At 63.6% G+C, this 14,869-nt stretch carries 15 protein-coding genes; 3 read left to right on the top strand and 12 right to left on the bottom strand.

Going from position 1 to position 14,869, the window contains the following annotated elements; translation table 11 throughout:
- Positions 1-26: 26 nt before the first annotated feature.
- On the top strand, positions 27-1,040 hold the full coding sequence (locus tag ACQ4W0_RS21990; protein ID WP_436578683.1) for a serine/threonine protein kinase: 1,014 nt from the start codon (positions 27-29) through the stop codon (positions 1,038-1,040).
- Between the two features lie 125 nt (positions 1,041-1,165).
- Entirely contained in the window at positions 1,166-3,604 is a 2,439-nt protein-coding gene (locus ACQ4W0_RS21985) for a coiled-coil domain-containing protein (RefSeq protein WP_436578682.1), read from the top strand.
- A gap of 35 nt (positions 3,605-3,639) precedes the next feature.
- On the opposite strand, the gene ACQ4W0_RS21980 is transcribed toward ACQ4W0_RS21985, so the two are convergent.
- The 12 genes from ACQ4W0_RS21980 to ACQ4W0_RS21925 all read right to left on the bottom strand — a co-directional run bounded on the left by ACQ4W0_RS21980 (position 3,640) and on the right by ACQ4W0_RS21925 (position 14,110).
- A complete protein-coding gene (locus ACQ4W0_RS21980) occupies positions 3,640-4,077 on the bottom strand; it encodes a hypothetical protein (RefSeq protein ID WP_436578681.1) in 438 nt (145 codons plus the stop codon).
- A complete protein-coding gene (locus ACQ4W0_RS21975) occupies positions 4,040-4,567 on the bottom strand; it encodes a hypothetical protein (RefSeq protein WP_436578680.1) in 528 nt (175 codons plus the stop codon). Before ACQ4W0_RS21975 ends, ACQ4W0_RS21980 begins: the two co-directional genes overlap by 38 nt.
- Before the next feature lie 223 nt (positions 4,568-4,790).
- On the bottom strand, positions 4,791-5,165 hold the full coding sequence (locus ACQ4W0_RS21970; RefSeq protein WP_436578679.1) for a DUF8785 domain-containing protein: 375 nt from the start codon (positions 5,163-5,165) through the stop codon (positions 4,791-4,793).
- Between the two features lie 71 nt (positions 5,166-5,236).
- Positions 5,237-6,475, bottom strand: coding sequence for a TerD family protein (locus ACQ4W0_RS21965; RefSeq protein ID WP_436578678.1), 1,239 nt, complete (start codon positions 6,473-6,475; stop codon positions 5,237-5,239).
- Positions 6,472-7,458, bottom strand: coding sequence for an HpcH/HpaI aldolase/citrate lyase family protein (locus ACQ4W0_RS21960; protein ID WP_436578677.1), 987 nt, complete (start codon positions 7,456-7,458; stop codon positions 6,472-6,474). Before ACQ4W0_RS21960 ends, ACQ4W0_RS21965 begins: the two co-directional genes overlap by 4 nt.
- On the bottom strand, positions 7,451-8,557 hold the full coding sequence (locus tag ACQ4W0_RS21955) for a cysteine protease StiP family protein (protein ID WP_436578676.1): 1,107 nt from the start codon (positions 8,555-8,557) through the stop codon (positions 7,451-7,453). The genes ACQ4W0_RS21960 and ACQ4W0_RS21955 overlap by 8 nt, the downstream gene beginning before the upstream one ends.
- On the bottom strand, positions 8,554-9,306 hold the full coding sequence (locus ACQ4W0_RS21950) for an HAD family hydrolase (protein ID WP_436578675.1): 753 nt from the start codon (positions 9,304-9,306) through the stop codon (positions 8,554-8,556). The genes ACQ4W0_RS21955 and ACQ4W0_RS21950 overlap by 4 nt, the downstream gene beginning before the upstream one ends.
- On the bottom strand, positions 9,284-10,441 hold the full coding sequence (locus ACQ4W0_RS21945; RefSeq protein ID WP_436578674.1) for a phosphoribosyltransferase domain-containing protein: 1,158 nt from the start codon (positions 10,439-10,441) through the stop codon (positions 9,284-9,286). Before ACQ4W0_RS21945 ends, ACQ4W0_RS21950 begins: the two co-directional genes overlap by 23 nt.
- Positions 10,438-11,475 (bottom strand): ATP-grasp domain-containing protein, encoded by a 1,038-nt coding sequence (locus tag ACQ4W0_RS21940; protein ID WP_436578673.1) that lies wholly within the window; start codon positions 11,473-11,475, stop codon positions 10,438-10,440. Before ACQ4W0_RS21940 ends, ACQ4W0_RS21945 begins: the two co-directional genes overlap by 4 nt.
- 95 nt (positions 11,476-11,570) lie before the next feature.
- Entirely contained in the window at positions 11,571-12,287 is a 717-nt protein-coding gene (locus ACQ4W0_RS21935; RefSeq protein ID WP_436553792.1) for a TIGR00266 family protein, read from the bottom strand.
- A gap of 64 nt (positions 12,288-12,351) precedes the next feature.
- A complete protein-coding gene (locus ACQ4W0_RS21930) occupies positions 12,352-12,927 on the bottom strand; it encodes a TerD family protein (protein ID WP_070290657.1) in 576 nt (191 codons plus the stop codon).
- A 100-nt stretch (positions 12,928-13,027) separates the two neighbouring features.
- The gene (locus tag ACQ4W0_RS21925; protein ID WP_436578672.1) at positions 13,028-14,110 is read right to left on the bottom strand and encodes a DUF475 domain-containing protein; all 1,083 of its coding nucleotides are present in this window, start codon (positions 14,108-14,110) and stop codon (positions 13,028-13,030) included.
- Between the two features lie 244 nt (positions 14,111-14,354).
- On the opposite strand from ACQ4W0_RS21925, the gene ACQ4W0_RS21920 reads away from it, so the two are divergent.
- Positions 14,355-14,780 (top strand): divergent PAP2 family protein, encoded by a 426-nt coding sequence (locus ACQ4W0_RS21920; protein WP_436578671.1) that lies wholly within the window; start codon positions 14,355-14,357, stop codon positions 14,778-14,780.
- Positions 14,781-14,869: the final 89 nt, after the last annotated feature.

The following is a 14,869-nucleotide window of genomic DNA, read 5'->3' as shown; positions in this document are numbered from 1 at the left end:
CCCGCGCGCGCCTTACAATGTCGCTTATGCACAATGAAAACCAGCCGCACGAGGACGACCGGCCCGTCCATCCCTTTTCCGCCCTGAGCCCCGATTGCGTGCTCGACGCCCTCGATAGCGTGGGGCTGCGCGGCGACGGCCGCCTGCTGGCGCTCAACAGCTATGAAAACCGCGTCTACCAGGTGGGCATCGAAGACAGCGCGCCCCTGGTGGCCAAGTTTTACCGACCCGCGCGCTGGAGCGATGCCGCCATCCTGGAAGAACACGCGTTCGTGTCCGAGCTGGTCGAGCGCGAAATCCAGGTGGTGCCGGCGCTGGAGATCAATGGCAGCACCTTGCACCAGTACCAGGGCTTCCGCTTTGCCGTCTTCCCCCGCCACGGCGGCCGCGCGCCCGAGCTGGACGACCCGGCGACCTTGGAATGGACAGGGCGCTTCATCGGCCGCATCCACGCCGTCGGCGCGCTGTCCACGTACAAGGAACGCCCGGCGCTCGATCACCAGACGTTTGGCGTCGAACCGCGCGAGTTCTTGCTGGAGGGCAATTTCCTGCCGCCCGAACTGCTGGCCGCCTATTCCAGCGTGGCGCAGCAGGCGCTCGATGGCGTCAAGCGCTGCTATGACCGCGCGGGCGACGTGGCCGTGTTGCGCACGCATGGCGACTGCCATGGCGGCAACGTGCTATGGACGGACGCCGGCCCGCATTTCGTCGATTTCGACGATAGCCGCATGGGACCGGCCATCCAGGACCTGTGGATGATGCTGTCAGGCGAGCGGGGCGACATGGTGCGCCAGATGAGCGACATCCTGGCCGGCTACGAGGATTTTTGCGATTTCGACCCGCGCCAGCTGTACCTGGTCGAAGCGCTGCGCACCCTGCGCCTGATCCATTACTCGGCCTGGCTGGCGCGCCGCTGGGACGACCCCGCCTTCCCCGTCGCCTTCCCGTGGTTTAACACGCAGCGTTACTGGCAAGACCGTATCCTGGAGTTGCGCGAGCAGGTGGCCTTGATGGATGAGGCTCCCCTGTGGCCTATTTGACCTAAACGCCCGAAGAGCGTGGTAAAAGTCGCTCTTCTTGCCGTGCTGATTTGCAGGTGCTTACTCGATAATGGTGTTAATAAATTCCTATAAGCAACGGAATTCACCCGAATAAGCGAGAAATCATGCAAGCACAGCAAAATCAGCGCCAGGCCGTTTCCCTCACCGTCGCCTATTCGGCCGACGACGAGTTCGACCAGGACAGCATGGTCTCGCTGCATGATTTCAAGGACCTGGAGCGCAAGGCTGACGCACCTGCACCCGCACCTGTCCCTGCCGCCCTGATGCCCGAGCCGCAAGCCGAGCCGGCAGCGGAAACCGACAGCAAGGCGCCGGCTGCCGAACGCCAGAAAATGGAATTGAAGGCGATCCACGAGGCGATTGCCCGCGTGGAAGCGGAGGCGAAGGCCACCTGCGCCGCCGAAAGCCGCGCGCTGGCCGAGGCGCGCGTGCGCTCGCTGGCCGAGGACCGCGCCGCCATCGACGCCGCCGCCGCCGCCGCCGCGCAGCAGAATGCGCAGGCGGCCGAAGAAGCGATCGCCGCCAACCGCGAACGTCTCGATACCATGCGCGCCGCCGCGCAAGCCAGCGTGGCCCGCCTGGAAGCGGTCAGGCAGGAGACGGCCGAACTGCGCGCCCGCGTGGAGTCCGACAATGCCATCCGCCTGGCCGCTGAACAGCGTTCGCGCGCCGAGCAGGAAAGCCGCTTGCGCGCCACCGAGCAAGTGGCCGTGCAGTCGGAGCTGGCCGAGCAAGCCGCCCGCGCCGCCGACGAATTGCAGGTGCAGACGGAGCAGGCACGCCTGCAGGCCGTCGAGCGCGTCGCCGCCGTGCAGGCGGCCAAGGACGAAATGGTGGGCATCGCCTCGGCTGATGCCAGAGTCGCCGTGCTGGCGCGTGAACGCGAGCGTCATGCCCATGGTGCGCGTCAGACGGCGCAGATGCTGGCCGAAGCGGAAAGCGAAGCGCTGGACTTGACGGTGCAGCGCGAGCGTGCCGACCAGATCGCGCTGGAATCGGCCTTCAACCGCGCCGCCGCCGAAGTGCGCGCCCTGGAAGAAGCGCGCGCGCTGGCGCACCTGGAGCAGGAACGTGAAGCCATCGCCCTGGCGCAGGCGGAATCGGAACGCCATGCGGCGCAATCCCTGCGTTTGCGCCTGCAGACAGAAAAGGAATTGCGCGACGCGGCCATCCACCGCGAGCGCCTGGAAATGGTCGCAGTCGCCAGCGCGCAGGCGCGCCGGGATGCCGACGTGCGCATCCTTGCCGCCACCGAAGCGCGCATCGAGGTGGACCGCCAGCTGCGCGCCGTGGCGCTGGCCCGCGTAGCCGCCGAACAGGATGCGGAAATCGCCGGCCACGCCAAGCTGGAGGCGGAAACGGCAGCCCTCGAAGAAACCAGGGCCCGCGAGGCGGCCGAGCAGGCAGCCGCCGTGGCGGCAGCCCGCGAACTGGAAGAGCAGCAGCGCGCCGCCAGCCTGGCGCACGAACGCGCCGATCTGGCGCGCCAGGCGTCGGAACTGGCCGCCAGCCAGAATGACGCCGAGCAGGCCGAGGTCGATGCCGGCAAGGTTACATTGGCCGCGCAGGCACAGGCATCGCAATTGGCACAGGAAAAAGCGCAGCAGGCAGAGCAGCTGCTGCAAGCCGAGCAGGAGCGCCTGGCCGCCGAACAAGCGGCCATCGTCGCATTGAAAGAGAAACTGGAAGCGGAAGCGCTGGCGTTCAACGCGGCGCAGGAACGCATCGCCGCCGAAGGCGCGCAAGCGGAACTGCTGCGCGGCCAGCACGCGGCGGAACAGGCCTTGCTGGAAGCGGCGGAGAAGGAAGCCGACGCTATCCGCATCCTGATGGATCAGGCGCTGGTCGAAGGCGAACAGAAAGCCGCTGCCGCGCAAGCCGTGCAGGCGCAGGCGCGCCTGGCCGTGGAACTGGGGCAAGTGCATAGCGAGCGCGCCCGCGTGGAAGAAGACAAGGCGCAAGCTGCCGATGCGCTGCTGGCGTCCGAGCGCGATTTCGTCGCTGCCGAACGCGAGTCGCTGGCCCTGATCGCGCAAAAACTGGTGCAGCAGCGTCAGACCAGCAGTGCCGAAGAACGCGCTTCGCAAGCCATCGCCGGCCGCCTGGAAGCGGAAAAGCAGGCGACGGCGGCCGCTGAAACGCGCGCCACCCTGGAACAGCAAGCGCTCGACGCCATGCGCCAGCGCGAACAGCTGGAACGGGCGGCGCAGCAGGCGGCCAGCGAGAAGCTGGCCGCGCAGCAAGTTTTGCTGGCCAGTGCCCAGGCCCACGCCGCCCTGCAGCGCAAGGCGGCCGAGACGACGCTTGCCATGGCCGCCGCCAGGCAGCAATTGCTGGAACTGGACACGGCCCGCGCGCAGCAGCAAGAGCGTGAACTGGCGGCCCTGCGCGCCAGCCTGGAACAACCGCAAACCGTCTTTTCCAGCTCCTTGAGCGCCGCCCGCGCGAAAGCGGAACAAGTCAGCTCGGCCAGCCTGACGCGCGAAGTGATCGAGCGCTTGACGCAGCCGAATGAAGCAGGAGCCGTCTGGCGTTCGCGTTGAAGGCCTGAAAACCCGATAACACCCGGGGTCGGACCTTAAGGTCCGACCCCAGTCACAGGTTTGGGTTGCGTCTGTATTTCCATTAAAACTTCCTGCCCACCCCCACCAGCAACACATCCGCATCGCGGTGGTAATCCGTCACGACGTGGTTCCACGCCACTTGCGCCACCCATGCCGAATTCCACCTTTTCATTGAGCGAACGGATCAGCCACAGCTGGGCGGCCACGCCACGCCAGTGCGCCAGCGCCGTGCTGCCTTCATCGAGGGCGGTGACGGTCCAGTCCACGTATTTTCCCGCCGCGCGCCGGTATTCCAGGGTGAACGGGCGCGCGCTTTCCGAGCGCAAGCTGTTGACGATGGTGTGGCCCGTCGATAGCGTCAATGTGTCGTCGTGGGCCCAGTTCTGCAGGTGCAGCTTGGCGCCCGGCACGCCGTCATATCGGTAGCCGGCGCGTGGTGTTGTCCTTGCCATCTGGCTTGATGCGGTTGATTTGCGCTTGCGCATACCAGCGGTTGTCGAACTGCCAGCGCGCCTGCAGGCTGACGATGGAACCCCAGCCGTGGTCATTGTCGAAGTTGTGCAGGCCGTCGTCGGTCCTGGCCGTGTCGAAGAAGAAGTAGCGGCCCACGCCCGCGCCCAGCATCAGGCCCTGGTCCACTTTTTTCGTGCGCAGCCAGAACTGGCCCGCCATGCCGTCGCGGTGATGGTCTTCCGGGTGCCCTTCGTTGATGTACGACAGGCTGACGGCGTTGTAGCTGCCCACCGGCTGCGTGTAGCTGATGGCGGCGACAAAGGTGCGCTCATTGGTCGAACTGACTTTCAGGGCGCCTGCCATGCCGGACAGGTCCTGTGCCTGGATAGACAGGGAAAGCGAGAGGGCCAGCAAGGCCAGGACAGAATGGTGGATGCGCATGAAAATCCGGTGATGATGCAGGCTGAAGGTCGGCTGGCTGGGCATCATGCGATAGCGCAATAATCATGCACATTTACTACATTAGTAAAATGTCTCAGTCAGAACTAATTGCCCTAGTGTATAAGAAAGTGAGAATGTGTGAGGCGCGCCAGCCGCGCCATGCATTTTTTGCTGGCAGGGGATCGGTGGCTGCAGGGGAGGGGAATGGCGCCGGCGCGAGTATGGCCGGCCGGCGCGGGATTGCTGGACTTGCGGTCGTATTACTGTCTTGTTACTGGCTGAGTACGACTTTATCGGCAAAATATTCGGTCTCGCCGAAGCACTGCGTCGGCACGCCCTTGTGCTGGCTGTAGGTGACGAGGATGCGCTTGCCGGCAGCGGCCGACAATTGCTTCGCCACTTCCTCGTCGCGCACGCTGAACAGGAATTTTTCAGGGATGGTGCCCGGTAATGCCGTCAGCAGCAATTCGCCCTCCCATGTCTTGCAGATCCAGCCCCGCTTGGAGAACTTTTGCAGGTAGCCCGCCCGTTCGCCTTCCGAGTACGAGAAGCTGAGAGCCATCCAGGTGTAGGCGGCCAGCAGCAGGAAGCCGGCCACGAGGAAGATGACGAAGGCGAAGGTGACTTTTTTGGTCGTAGGGGTCATGTTGACTTTTATCGTTAAATTGAAGAAAACCCGGGGTCTGACCCCGGCCTTCCGCCAGTGGAGACGTACACTCAGTCCTTGCGGCCAGCTTTCCAGTTCAAGCCAAAATTGTAGCGCTCGTCCATGGCCTGGTGCGCCGTGATTTTACCTTGGCCGCCGAAGTATTCCACCAATTTTGTTACCTGCAGGTTGCCGCCGTGGTTTTCCAGCATGGCGATGGCGCACATGGCGTGCTGGCTGTCTGTGTCGAGGCGTACTTCCACGCTAGGCTGGCCGGGAATCTCGATCGTCACCACGCCATCCGTTGCGGCCCAGTTCGGCACGCCTTCGTAGATGAAGGCGTAGACGAGCACGCGCTTGATCTGGTCGAAATGGGTGCCGTTGATGAAGATGTTTTCGCCGCTGCTGACGCTGCCCGTGCGGTCGTCGCCTTCCAGGTGGATGTACGGCGGCCTGTCATAGGCGCCCCAGCTGTTGCCCAGCGCCTGCACGGCGCTCTTGCTGCCATTGCTCATTTCGAACAGGCAGCCGATATCGAGGTCGATGCCGCCCGCGCGGCTGGCCGGCTTGTTGAACAGCTTGCCGAGGAAGCCCGTGTCCAGTTTCGATGCGGGCGCCTGGCCTTGCGCGGCGTTCTGGTTCCAGTTCAGGTTGACGCGGATGCGGCCATAGCCGCCGCTGTCGCGCTTGTCGAGCGAAATCTTGTCGCCGCGCTTTTCCAGGCGAATTTTCGACAGCGAGATTTTATTCGCCGCCGGCGGCGCCGCCGGCGTAGGCACGGGAGCCGGCGCAGGAGATGATTGCGCTGCTTCGCTGCCGCCAAAGTGTTTCAGCAGCGCCGCCAGGCCGCCCGCAAAGCCCTGGCCCACGGCGCCGAAGCGCCAGCTGCCGTCGCGGCGATACAGTTCGCCGATGATGACGGCTTTCTCGTCCTGGAAGTCTGTGCCGGAAAAGGCGAACGTGGCCGCCTGGCCCAGCGCCATGCTGGAGTTGCCCAGCGCGCGCATGCTGCCCTGTTCCGTCGCTGCCGTAAACACCAGCTTGTCGATGGAGGCGGGCAGGCGGCCAAGGTCCAGCTGGAAGGTGGAACGGGAGCCGTTCAGCTCCACCGTGACGGCGTTGTCCGGCGCGCTTTTCTGGTTGTAGAACACCATGTAGCGGTCGTCCGACAGCTTGCCTGCCGCGTCGACGCCGAAGCAGCTGACGTCCACTTCCATCGAGCCGGAAGCGATATCGAGAGTGACGGCAAAGGGACCGTTCAAGCCCAGGTCAGCCAGTTTGCCTTTTTGTCCGCGTGTGAAATTGGTCATGGTCGTGCAATCCCTTCGTCGCTTGATAGTTGAGTCAATGAGGTATTCGATAGGTGCGCCGGCGCCGCGTCGGCCGCATGGCGGATACCGAACAGGCGCGCCTGTTCGATGATGCGCTGCGCCCAGCTTGAGTGGGTCGCCACTTCGCACATCGATTCCTGCATGCGGAACACGGCTGGGCTGTCCGGGTCGATGATGCGCAGCGCCAGTTCGATGTCCGACTGCGCCACCTGGTAGTGGCGCTCGATCTGCGGCACCTGGTCCGGGTGGATGGCAGTCTTGGCGATCATGCCGTGCGCCATGTCCTGCGCCACTTCGGCATCCAGCCAGCTGCCTTGCGACAGGTGCTCGAAGACGGGCGCCGTCAACTGGAAGCCGTGCGGCTTGAAGATGGTGACCAGGCGGCCGATGACTTGCCCCAGCGGCGTCTGGTAGATGGTGCCGCTGGTGGGACGGCGCAGGCCCAGCAGGGCCAACAGATCGTTGCCGCCGATGCGCAGCGCCAGGATGCGGCGACGCACTTCCGGCGCCGACAGCATGAGGCGGAACTGCTTCATTTCCTCGTCGTCGAACACTTCCGCCGTTTCCAGGGTCGGCATCAGCAAGTGATGCGTGTGGCGCACCAGCTCGAAATACGCGGCGAAGTTGTGGCGGGTAGACTTGGGCAGCACGAAGCCGCTCAATTTCTCGGCGCCGGGCATGCCCAGCACGCGCGCCAGCACCTCGAGATTGCGCACGCGCACGAAGCGCAAGGTATCCGATTCGGCGCCCATGTTTTGCAGCGCCAGCGACAGGTTGAACAGCGCGTAGCTGAGATCGCGCTCGGCGATGGCGTCCTCGGTGCACAGGATCACCGAGCGTAAATGGCTGAATTTGTCGCCATTGGCGATCGCCAGCAAGTCCTTGTGCGTGGTCGGCACGTACATGGAGGCGCCCAGCGCCGCCTTGTGTTCACTTTGCGGGTGTAGGGAGTTGTTATCCATCGACTGCGCTCCTGATAAGGGCGACCGCCTGGTAAGGCAGCGCCGGTTCTACGGTGACGGGTATGGCTTTTTCCTGCGCAAGAAGCAGCAAATGTGCCACGTCCGGCGCATTCGTGTCGCGCACGATCAGGCGCTCGGGCACGCGGCGCAGCAGCACGCGCGTCGCCTCGCCGATGCCCGGCTTGATCAGGTTGATGTCGCCGATGCCGTATTTCTCCTGCGCATCGGCCATGTAGGCTTGCGAGCGGGCCGCCATGGCTGGCGCATTGCTCGCCTCAGCCAGCGGGATGCCGCTGCTGGCGGCAATCGCCATGGCGTCGGCCACCAGGCCGTCGGCGAAATCGCGCGACTGATCGTGCTGCTCGAACTGCGCGTAGTACACGCAGCCGTGGAAATCTTCGGGGCCGATGCTGTCATTGAGCACGGAGCGGCTGACCAGGCCCGAGACGGTGGCGTTCAAAATGCTCGACGGGATCAGGTAGTCGCCCGATGACGCGGCGCAGGCGGCCGTGCCGGCCAGGTCGGACAGCACGAACAAGCCGCCGTCGATGGCCGTGCCCTGCGCCGCATTGAAATCATTGACCGTCTGGCGCAATTCGCGCGAAATCACGCCCTTGCCCGTCCAGCCGTCGACGAAGACGATGGAGGCGTCAGCATGACCCTGCGCCAGGATGTGCTTGAGGGCGTTCGCATCGATGCCGCGGTCGCGGATGATGGAGACTGAATAATGGCTGCATGCGCGCTGGAAGACCTGGCGCAGCAAATGACCGAGGATGACGCCCACGGGCGTGCCGGCGCGCGCCAGCGAGACCAAGGTGATGGGCCCAGTGCGGCGTGCCGCAATCAGGGCCGCCAGGCGCAGGCAGTCGCGCGCCATCTGCAGGCGGTTGGCGGCAAACGCGCTCTGGAACAGCGCCAGGTAGGCGGGCGAGGGCAGGGATTCGGGCGACAGCATTTCGCTGTAGTGGCGCTGGCCGGACTGGATCAAACGCTCCTTTTCGGCCAGGTCGAGGATGGGTTCGAGCGCCATCGGCGTGAGCAGGAATTCCACGTCTTCCTGACGGTAGCTGCCGCTGAAATGCTGCGTGCCTTCGGTCATAGCGCCGCCACCGTGAGTGCCGCCAGCTGGGTGCCGTTGGGGATGATGGCGTAGTCGCATTCGGCCATGAAGCGCGCGTCCGAACGGCTGTCGCCCATGCCGAAGCTGAGAATGGGTCCATGTTCGGCTTCCAGCTCCGCGCGCAGGTAGGCCACGGCGCGCGCCTTGTTCAGGGTCTTCGGCAGCACGGCCAGGTTGTTGCCGTTGCGGTGGATGAAGTAGTCGGCGCCTTCTGTCGCGATCCACTGCTGCAGCACTTGTTCTTCGATGTCGGCCAGGCGTTCGCCGCGCGCTTCGTGGTCCTTGACGACGATGTAGAACGGCGTGTTGTAATCCTCGATCAGGCGCGCGCGCGAGGGCATGCCCTCCTTGCTCTGGAAATCGTCGATGATGCGCATGGCGTCCTGCAGGCCAGGCAGCGCCGTCTGCATGTCGTTCTGCATCAGGGCCAGCCAGCCCGCGTCGAGCGCGCCGCCCGGCTGCAGCACGATGCCGCCGTAATCGAGCACGCTATAGCTGGTAAACGGCAGGTCGACCCGGCGGAAGGCGTCGCCATTCCTCGCCGTGGCGGGAATCAGGGTCATGCCGCTTTGCGCAAACGCAAAGAAGGCGCGCTGGCGCGCCGTCGTAAACGAGCAGGCGTCGCCATTTTTCAGATACGCGGCTGCTTGCAGGTCGGTCTCGCCCGGGCATTTTTTCGGGGTCTGGAACAGTGTGTCGTCCAGGTCAACAAACAGGAATTTCTTCAATTTTGGTCTCTGACTGAAAGTGGAACAGGCGGCCATTCAATTGGCCGGCGAGTTGCATGAGGGCCGGGCTGGCCGGAGTTTCATGGCAGATGAAAACGTGCTGGTACTGGCCAGGCGCCACGTTGTACAGGTAATTGGCGATGCCTTCGCCGTAATTGTCGTCGCAGCGGACGATATGGCCGACGGAGCCCCACGACAGGATCGGCGAGCGCGTGGTCGATTGCACCACCACGTTCTTGCCCAGTGCTTCGAGCTCGCGCGCCAGCAAAAACGACGGATGCATGAATTCGCCCGTGCCCAGCACCAGCACGGAGTCGCCAGCGCCGATTTCCTGCGCCAGCTGCACCGCCAGGCCTTGCGGCGGGTTCAAGGCACGGCCTACGCCGATACGGCCAAAGGCGGGGCTGGCGCCCCGTTCCGCATTCGCTTCGAAGCGTTGCGCGCTGGCCGCCACGGGTGCCGGCGCATCGCCGGCCTGGAAGGCGTAGTGTCCGGACAGTGCCGCGCCGACGCTGGTGGGCAGGCCGAAACGCTGCGTGAGGCCCGCGTTGGCGGCCTGGCCCATGAAATTGGTGATCACGCCCAGGTGCAGCTTCTCCAGTTGCGGATAGCGCGCGCGGCACACTTGCACCAGGTTGGCGAAGGTGTTGCCCGTCGACGCTTCATCGTCGATCAGCACCAGGCTGCGCGCCGTGGAAAACAGGGCGCTGGCCGCGTCGGACAAATGCAGAAACTGGCGCGGCGCATGGCTGTGCGATTCCTCGAATTCGAAGAAGGGCACCGTGCCCACGCGGTAGCGCGAGCTGTGCAAAAACAGCGCCTTGCCATTCGGGTTGGCGCGCAGCCACGCTTCGAACACGCCCTGGCCCAGGCCGACGGCCGTTTCCGCCATGGCGATGAAGACCACGGGGCCGGGCAGGCTGGGAGGAATTTGCGCGGCCAGGTCGTCGTGGATGGCTTCCATGGCGCGCGGCGTGACGGGCCAGTGCTTGCCCAGCACCTTGGACAGGAACAGGAAGCCGCGCTTGGCGTTGGCGCGCGCGGCAAAGCCGATCAGCCAGTCCAGCGGAAAGCGCGCCTCGTCCACCTTCAGGGTCAGTTCGCCCGTCGGCATCTGCTTCTTGACGATATTCATGGCAGCTCCACGGCGTAGGCGGCTTCGCCCACGCGCATGCCTGCACGGATGGCGGGCACGGTGAGCTTGTCATAGCCCTGGTCGAAGCCGGCCAGCGCCAGGTAAGGCAGGTTGGGGCCGGCCGCGCACGCCATGCCAATGCCGCCCGACATGCGCGGGTTAATCTCCAACAAGGCCAGGCCGTTGGCGCCTTCGCGGAACTGGATGTTGAAGACGCCATTCAGGCGGTAGTCGCGCGCCAGTTTGTCGCAGGCTGCCAGCAAGTCGTCGCGCAGCTCGATCAGCTGGCCGCTGCCGCCCCCGTGCAGCTTCTTGCGCGGCACGGCGCAAATGAGCTTGCCTTGATCGGCGACGCAGTCGGCGCTGTATTCGTGGCCGTCAAGGTATTCCATCAGCAGCAGGGTCTTGAATGTTTCCATCTGCGCCAGGCCGCTGCGCAGCTCCTGCGCATTGATCTGGTAGGCGGCGCCGGCCAGCAACAGCTGGGCGCTGCTGCGCTCTTCATCGAGAATGGCAAAGCCCAGGGCATACACGGATTCGGACGGCTTGATGCATAGCTTGCGGTGCAACGGGCGCAGTTCGGCGTAGGCGGCGTCGTATTCCTCGATGGTCGTGACGGCGCGGTAGTCGGCCGGGCGCGCTATGGGCAGATCGAGGCCGTCGCAGAAGCGTGCCTTGTCGTGCATCAGGTCCAGTACATCTTCGGTGGCCACGCTGAGCACGCGCGTGCCGATGGCGGCGAAGCGCGCGCTGGCGCTGCCAATCAGGCCAGCTTCCTTGCCGGGCCAGAAAATCGTGATGTTCCGGTCGCGGCAAAATTCCAGGCACCACTCGACATAATTGAGGCCCGTCAGTCCCGACGGTTCGACCGCAAATTCGTGGGCCGACAAGAATGCCGCCGCATGCGCGTTCGTATTGCTGCACACGATGTGATAGCGCGGCTGGCCGCCTGTGGCGGCCATATCGGCCTCGCGGATCAGGCGCATGGCCGTGCCGACCGAGGAAAACGTTTTGTTGAACCAGACTCTTTGCATGTACGGGGACCGGGTGGAAATAGGGGAAGCCGCGCGCAGGTGCGCGCGCGGGCAGTGTAGCCAGAAAAACTTAACCTGGCCTTAGGGAGAGGGGATCAGCCGGCCTTGCCGGTGGCTGTCCATTTCAGGAACGCATCGCGGTTGCGCGAGCAGATAAAGACCTTGCCGGAACCGGAAAAGCGCAGCACGATGCCTTCGCCGCTGGTCACGCTGTTGACGATATTGCCGAGGAAACCGCCGATGCCGCCGCCGCTGGCGCCGCCGCCCGTGGTCACGGAAATCTCGTATTTCAGGCTATTGTCCCAGCAGACCACGTGGGAATTGTCGATCACGACATCCTTGCCCGGCTCGACGTCGAGCTGGAACATGGAGCCGAAGCCCGACACCACCACCTGCCCCGTGCCGGCCGTCTCCATGACGAAGAAGCCGCCCGACTGGGCGAACAGCGCGTTGCCGATGCTTTGTGTGCGCACCTTCATTTCCGTGCCCGCAGTGGCGGCGACAAAGGCGCCGTCGTTGAGCAGGTACTGGCGCGCGCCCACGTCGACCACTTCGATGGCGCCCGGCAGGGTGGGCGAGAGCAGGCAGTCGCCGCTGCCGCGCACCGCTTCGATGTGCTGCTGGAAGAACGATTCGCCATTCGCGAAGCGGCGCATGATGGCGCTGCCCAAGCCGCCCGTCATCTTGCCTTTCAAGTCCAGCGCCGTTTCCATCATCACCATCGCATCGGATTCGCAATAGATGGTTTCGCCCTGTTTCATGCTGACGTGGAGGAAGGGATCGACGTCGCCCGTGACACTAAATACTGGCATGATAAATCTCCAAAAAAAAGCCGCCTGAGTACGTCCAGGCGGCTGTGTTTAGCGCATAAAACGTTTAGGCATTCACACCGAACGAACGGGCCAGAGGGCCCAGGCCGCCGTTGAAGCCCTGGCCGATCGCCTTGAACTTCCATTCGCCGTTGTAGCGGTAGATTTCGCCAAAGATCATCGCCGTTTCCGTCGAACTGTCTTCGGACAGGTCGTAGCGGGCGATTTCTTTTTCGCCTTCCGCGTTCAGGCAGCGGATGAAGGCTTTCGAAACCATGCCGAAGTTCTGGCGGCGCGCGTCGGCGTCGTGAATGGTGACGGTGATGCTGATGCGGTCGATATCGGCCGGCACGCGGGTCAGGTCGATTTCGATGCGCTCATCGTCGCCTTCGCCTTCGCCCGTGGTGTTGTCGCCCGTGTGCACGACGGAACCGTCGGTCGACTTCAGGTTGTTGTAGAAGATAAAGTCAGAGTCGCCACGGACTTTGCCGTCGTTTTTCAGGAGGAAAGCACTGCCGTCAAGGTCGAAGGTGGCGCCGTCGGTCGAACGAGGATCCCAGCCGAGGCCGACGATGATCTTCTTCAGGTTCGGTGCTTCCTTGCTCAGGTTGACGTTGCCGCCTTTTTGCAAGCTGATTGCCATGTGGTGCTCCTTTTCAGTAAATAACTCAAACATGCCTTCATGGGATGAGCGCAAGGCGCTCGTGCCATTACTCTCTCAATTGGGGGCGGAACCCCCGATTTCAAGCTTGTGCCGCGTGCCGTTTGCGATAACGCAAGGACGACCACAGCGAGACCAGGATGAAGGCCACGCCCGACAGGCCCGTAAACCACTCCGGAATATGGTACTTGACGGACGCCAGCATGATCAAGGCCAGGATGCCGATCGCATAATGGGCGCCGTGCTCCAGGTAGACGAATTCGTCCAGGGTACCCTTGTGCACCAGGAAGACCGTCATCGAGCGCACGAACATGGCGCCGATGGCCAGGCCCAGCATGATGATGACGACGTCGTTGGTGATGGCAAAGGCGCCGATCACGCCGTCAAAGCTGAACGAGGCGTCGAGTACTTCCAGGTACAGGAAGCCGCCGATGCTGCCGCGCGCCACCGTTTTCACCAGGTCGCCATTGCCGTTTTTCGCCGGTGCGACGCCTTCTTCCGCGTCATCCTGCAAGTCCGGTTCGCCTTCTTCCAGCAAGCCGCTGATCCAGTTCACGCCGATGTAGACGGCGATGCCGACGACGCCCGAAGCGAGCACGCTGTATTTTTCTTCCGCAGGGCCCATCGCCACGCAGGCGGCCACGGCGCCCATGGTGATCAGCACGGCCAGGCCTTCGGTGCCCAGCGCGTTGACTTTTTCCTCAGCCCAGCCCAGCCAGTGCAATTCCTTCTCGTCGTCGAACAGGAAGTTCAGGAACACCAGCAACAAAAAGGCGCCGCCGAAAGCCGCCACTTGCGCATGGTTGTCCGTCAGGTGCTTGGCATACACGTCCGGCGTGGTGGTAGCCATGGTCCACACGTCGACCAGGCCCAGGCCCGTGGCGACCGAAACGATGACCAGCGGGAACAACAGCCGCATGCCGAAGACGGCGACGAGAATACCCACCGTGAGGAACAGTTTTTGCCAGAATGCATTCCAGTGACGCAAGACCGAGGCATTCACCACGGCATTGTCAAACGACAGCGACACTTCCATGACGCCCAGAACGCCCGTGATCCAAAGCGCCTGGATCATGCCCGGCATGCCGCCATGGCTGTAACCCCACCAGCCCGACACCGCCATCAGGATAAAAGTGACTAAAAAGGAAATTCTGAAATGCCGCATGAGGACCCCGTTGCAAGTGTGAAAGACGTTTGATTATCCGTGCCGCTGTGCGCGCCGCACTCTGTGTTGATATACGTCAATTGTTGTATATGCCATGATTTTATATTAGTTGCCGCCGGGGGCGGCGTTTTATAGGCTGACGACAGACAGTTCTGCTGGCGCGGATGATCTGCGATAATTGCGGCGCGCCCATCCGGCTGCCGCTACCCCTGACACACTCTATACATATAAGAAGGAATACCCCGTGGATATCGCTTACCTCGTCACGCCCCTGATCGCCTGGATCCTGGTCGGACCGATCAAATTCCTGATTAACAGTGTCCGCACGCGGCAATGGGCGTTCGGCCTGGTCGGCAATGGCGGCTTTCCCAGCAACCACAGCGCCGTCGTTTCCAGCATGGCAACCCTGATCGCCCTGCGCGAAGGCATAGGCCACCCGGCCTTCGGCGTGGCTGTGACGTTGGCCTTCATCGTCATCATCGACGCCAACAGCCTGCGCCAGCACGTGGGCAAGCAGGCGGCGGCCATCAACCGCCTGGCCGGGGAAGCGGCCAGCGCCGCGCACAAGACCTTGCGCGAGCGCATGGGCCATACCCTGGTGGAAATCGCCGGCGGCCTGTGCACGGGCGTGGCCATCGGTTTCCTGATCAACACCATTTTTGCCCGCTAAGCGTCCTTTCCCCTGAAACGCAAAACCCCGCTTCACGGCGGGGTTTTGCGTTTCAGGGCGTAAAAACTACGTTTCATCCATTGATTAAA

The organism is Janthinobacterium breve (genome assembly GCF_051380895.1).
Taxonomy (GTDB): domain Bacteria; phylum Pseudomonadota; class Gammaproteobacteria; order Burkholderiales; family Burkholderiaceae_D; genus Janthinobacterium.
The sequence above is the reverse complement of the archived record's forward strand: the minus strand, read 5'-3'. Positions and strand labels throughout refer to the sequence as shown.

Coding starts and splice junctions, on each gene's coding strand:
- ACQ4W0_RS21990 (WP_436578683.1), top strand. CDS start 27: ATGCACAATGAAAACCAGCCGCACGAGGACGACCGGCCCGTCCATCCC.
- ACQ4W0_RS21985 (WP_436578682.1), top strand. CDS start 1,166: ATGCAAGCACAGCAAAATCAGCGCCAGGCCGTTTCCCTCACCGTCGCC.
- ACQ4W0_RS21980 (WP_436578681.1), bottom strand. CDS start 4,077: ATGGCAAGGACAACACCACGCGCCGGCTACCGATATGACGGCGTGCCG.
- ACQ4W0_RS21975 (WP_436578680.1), bottom strand. CDS start 4,567: ATGATGCCCAGCCAGCCGACCTTCAGCCTGCATCATCACCGGATTTTC.
- ACQ4W0_RS21970 (WP_436578679.1), bottom strand. CDS start 5,165: ATGACCCCTACGACCAAAAAAGTCACCTTCGCCTTCGTCATCTTCCTC.
- ACQ4W0_RS21965 (WP_436578678.1), bottom strand. CDS start 6,475: ATGACCAATTTCACACGCGGACAAAAAGGCAAACTGGCTGACCTGGGC.
- ACQ4W0_RS21960 (WP_436578677.1), bottom strand. CDS start 7,458: ATGGATAACAACTCCCTACACCCGCAAAGTGAACACAAGGCGGCGCTG.
- ACQ4W0_RS21955 (WP_436578676.1), bottom strand. CDS start 8,557: ATGACCGAAGGCACGCAGCATTTCAGCGGCAGCTACCGTCAGGAAGAC.
- ACQ4W0_RS21945 (WP_436578674.1), bottom strand. CDS start 10,441: ATGAATATCGTCAAGAAGCAGATGCCGACGGGCGAACTGACCCTGAAG.
- ACQ4W0_RS21940 (WP_436578673.1), bottom strand. CDS start 11,475: ATGCAAAGAGTCTGGTTCAACAAAACGTTTTCCTCGGTCGGCACGGCC.
- ACQ4W0_RS21935 (WP_436553792.1), bottom strand. CDS start 12,287: ATGCCAGTATTTAGTGTCACGGGCGACGTCGATCCCTTCCTCCACGTC.
- ACQ4W0_RS21930 (WP_070290657.1), bottom strand. CDS start 12,927: ATGGCAATCAGCTTGCAAAAAGGCGGCAACGTCAACCTGAGCAAGGAA.
- ACQ4W0_RS21925 (WP_436578672.1), bottom strand. CDS start 14,110: ATGCGGCATTTCAGAATTTCCTTTTTAGTCACTTTTATCCTGATGGCG.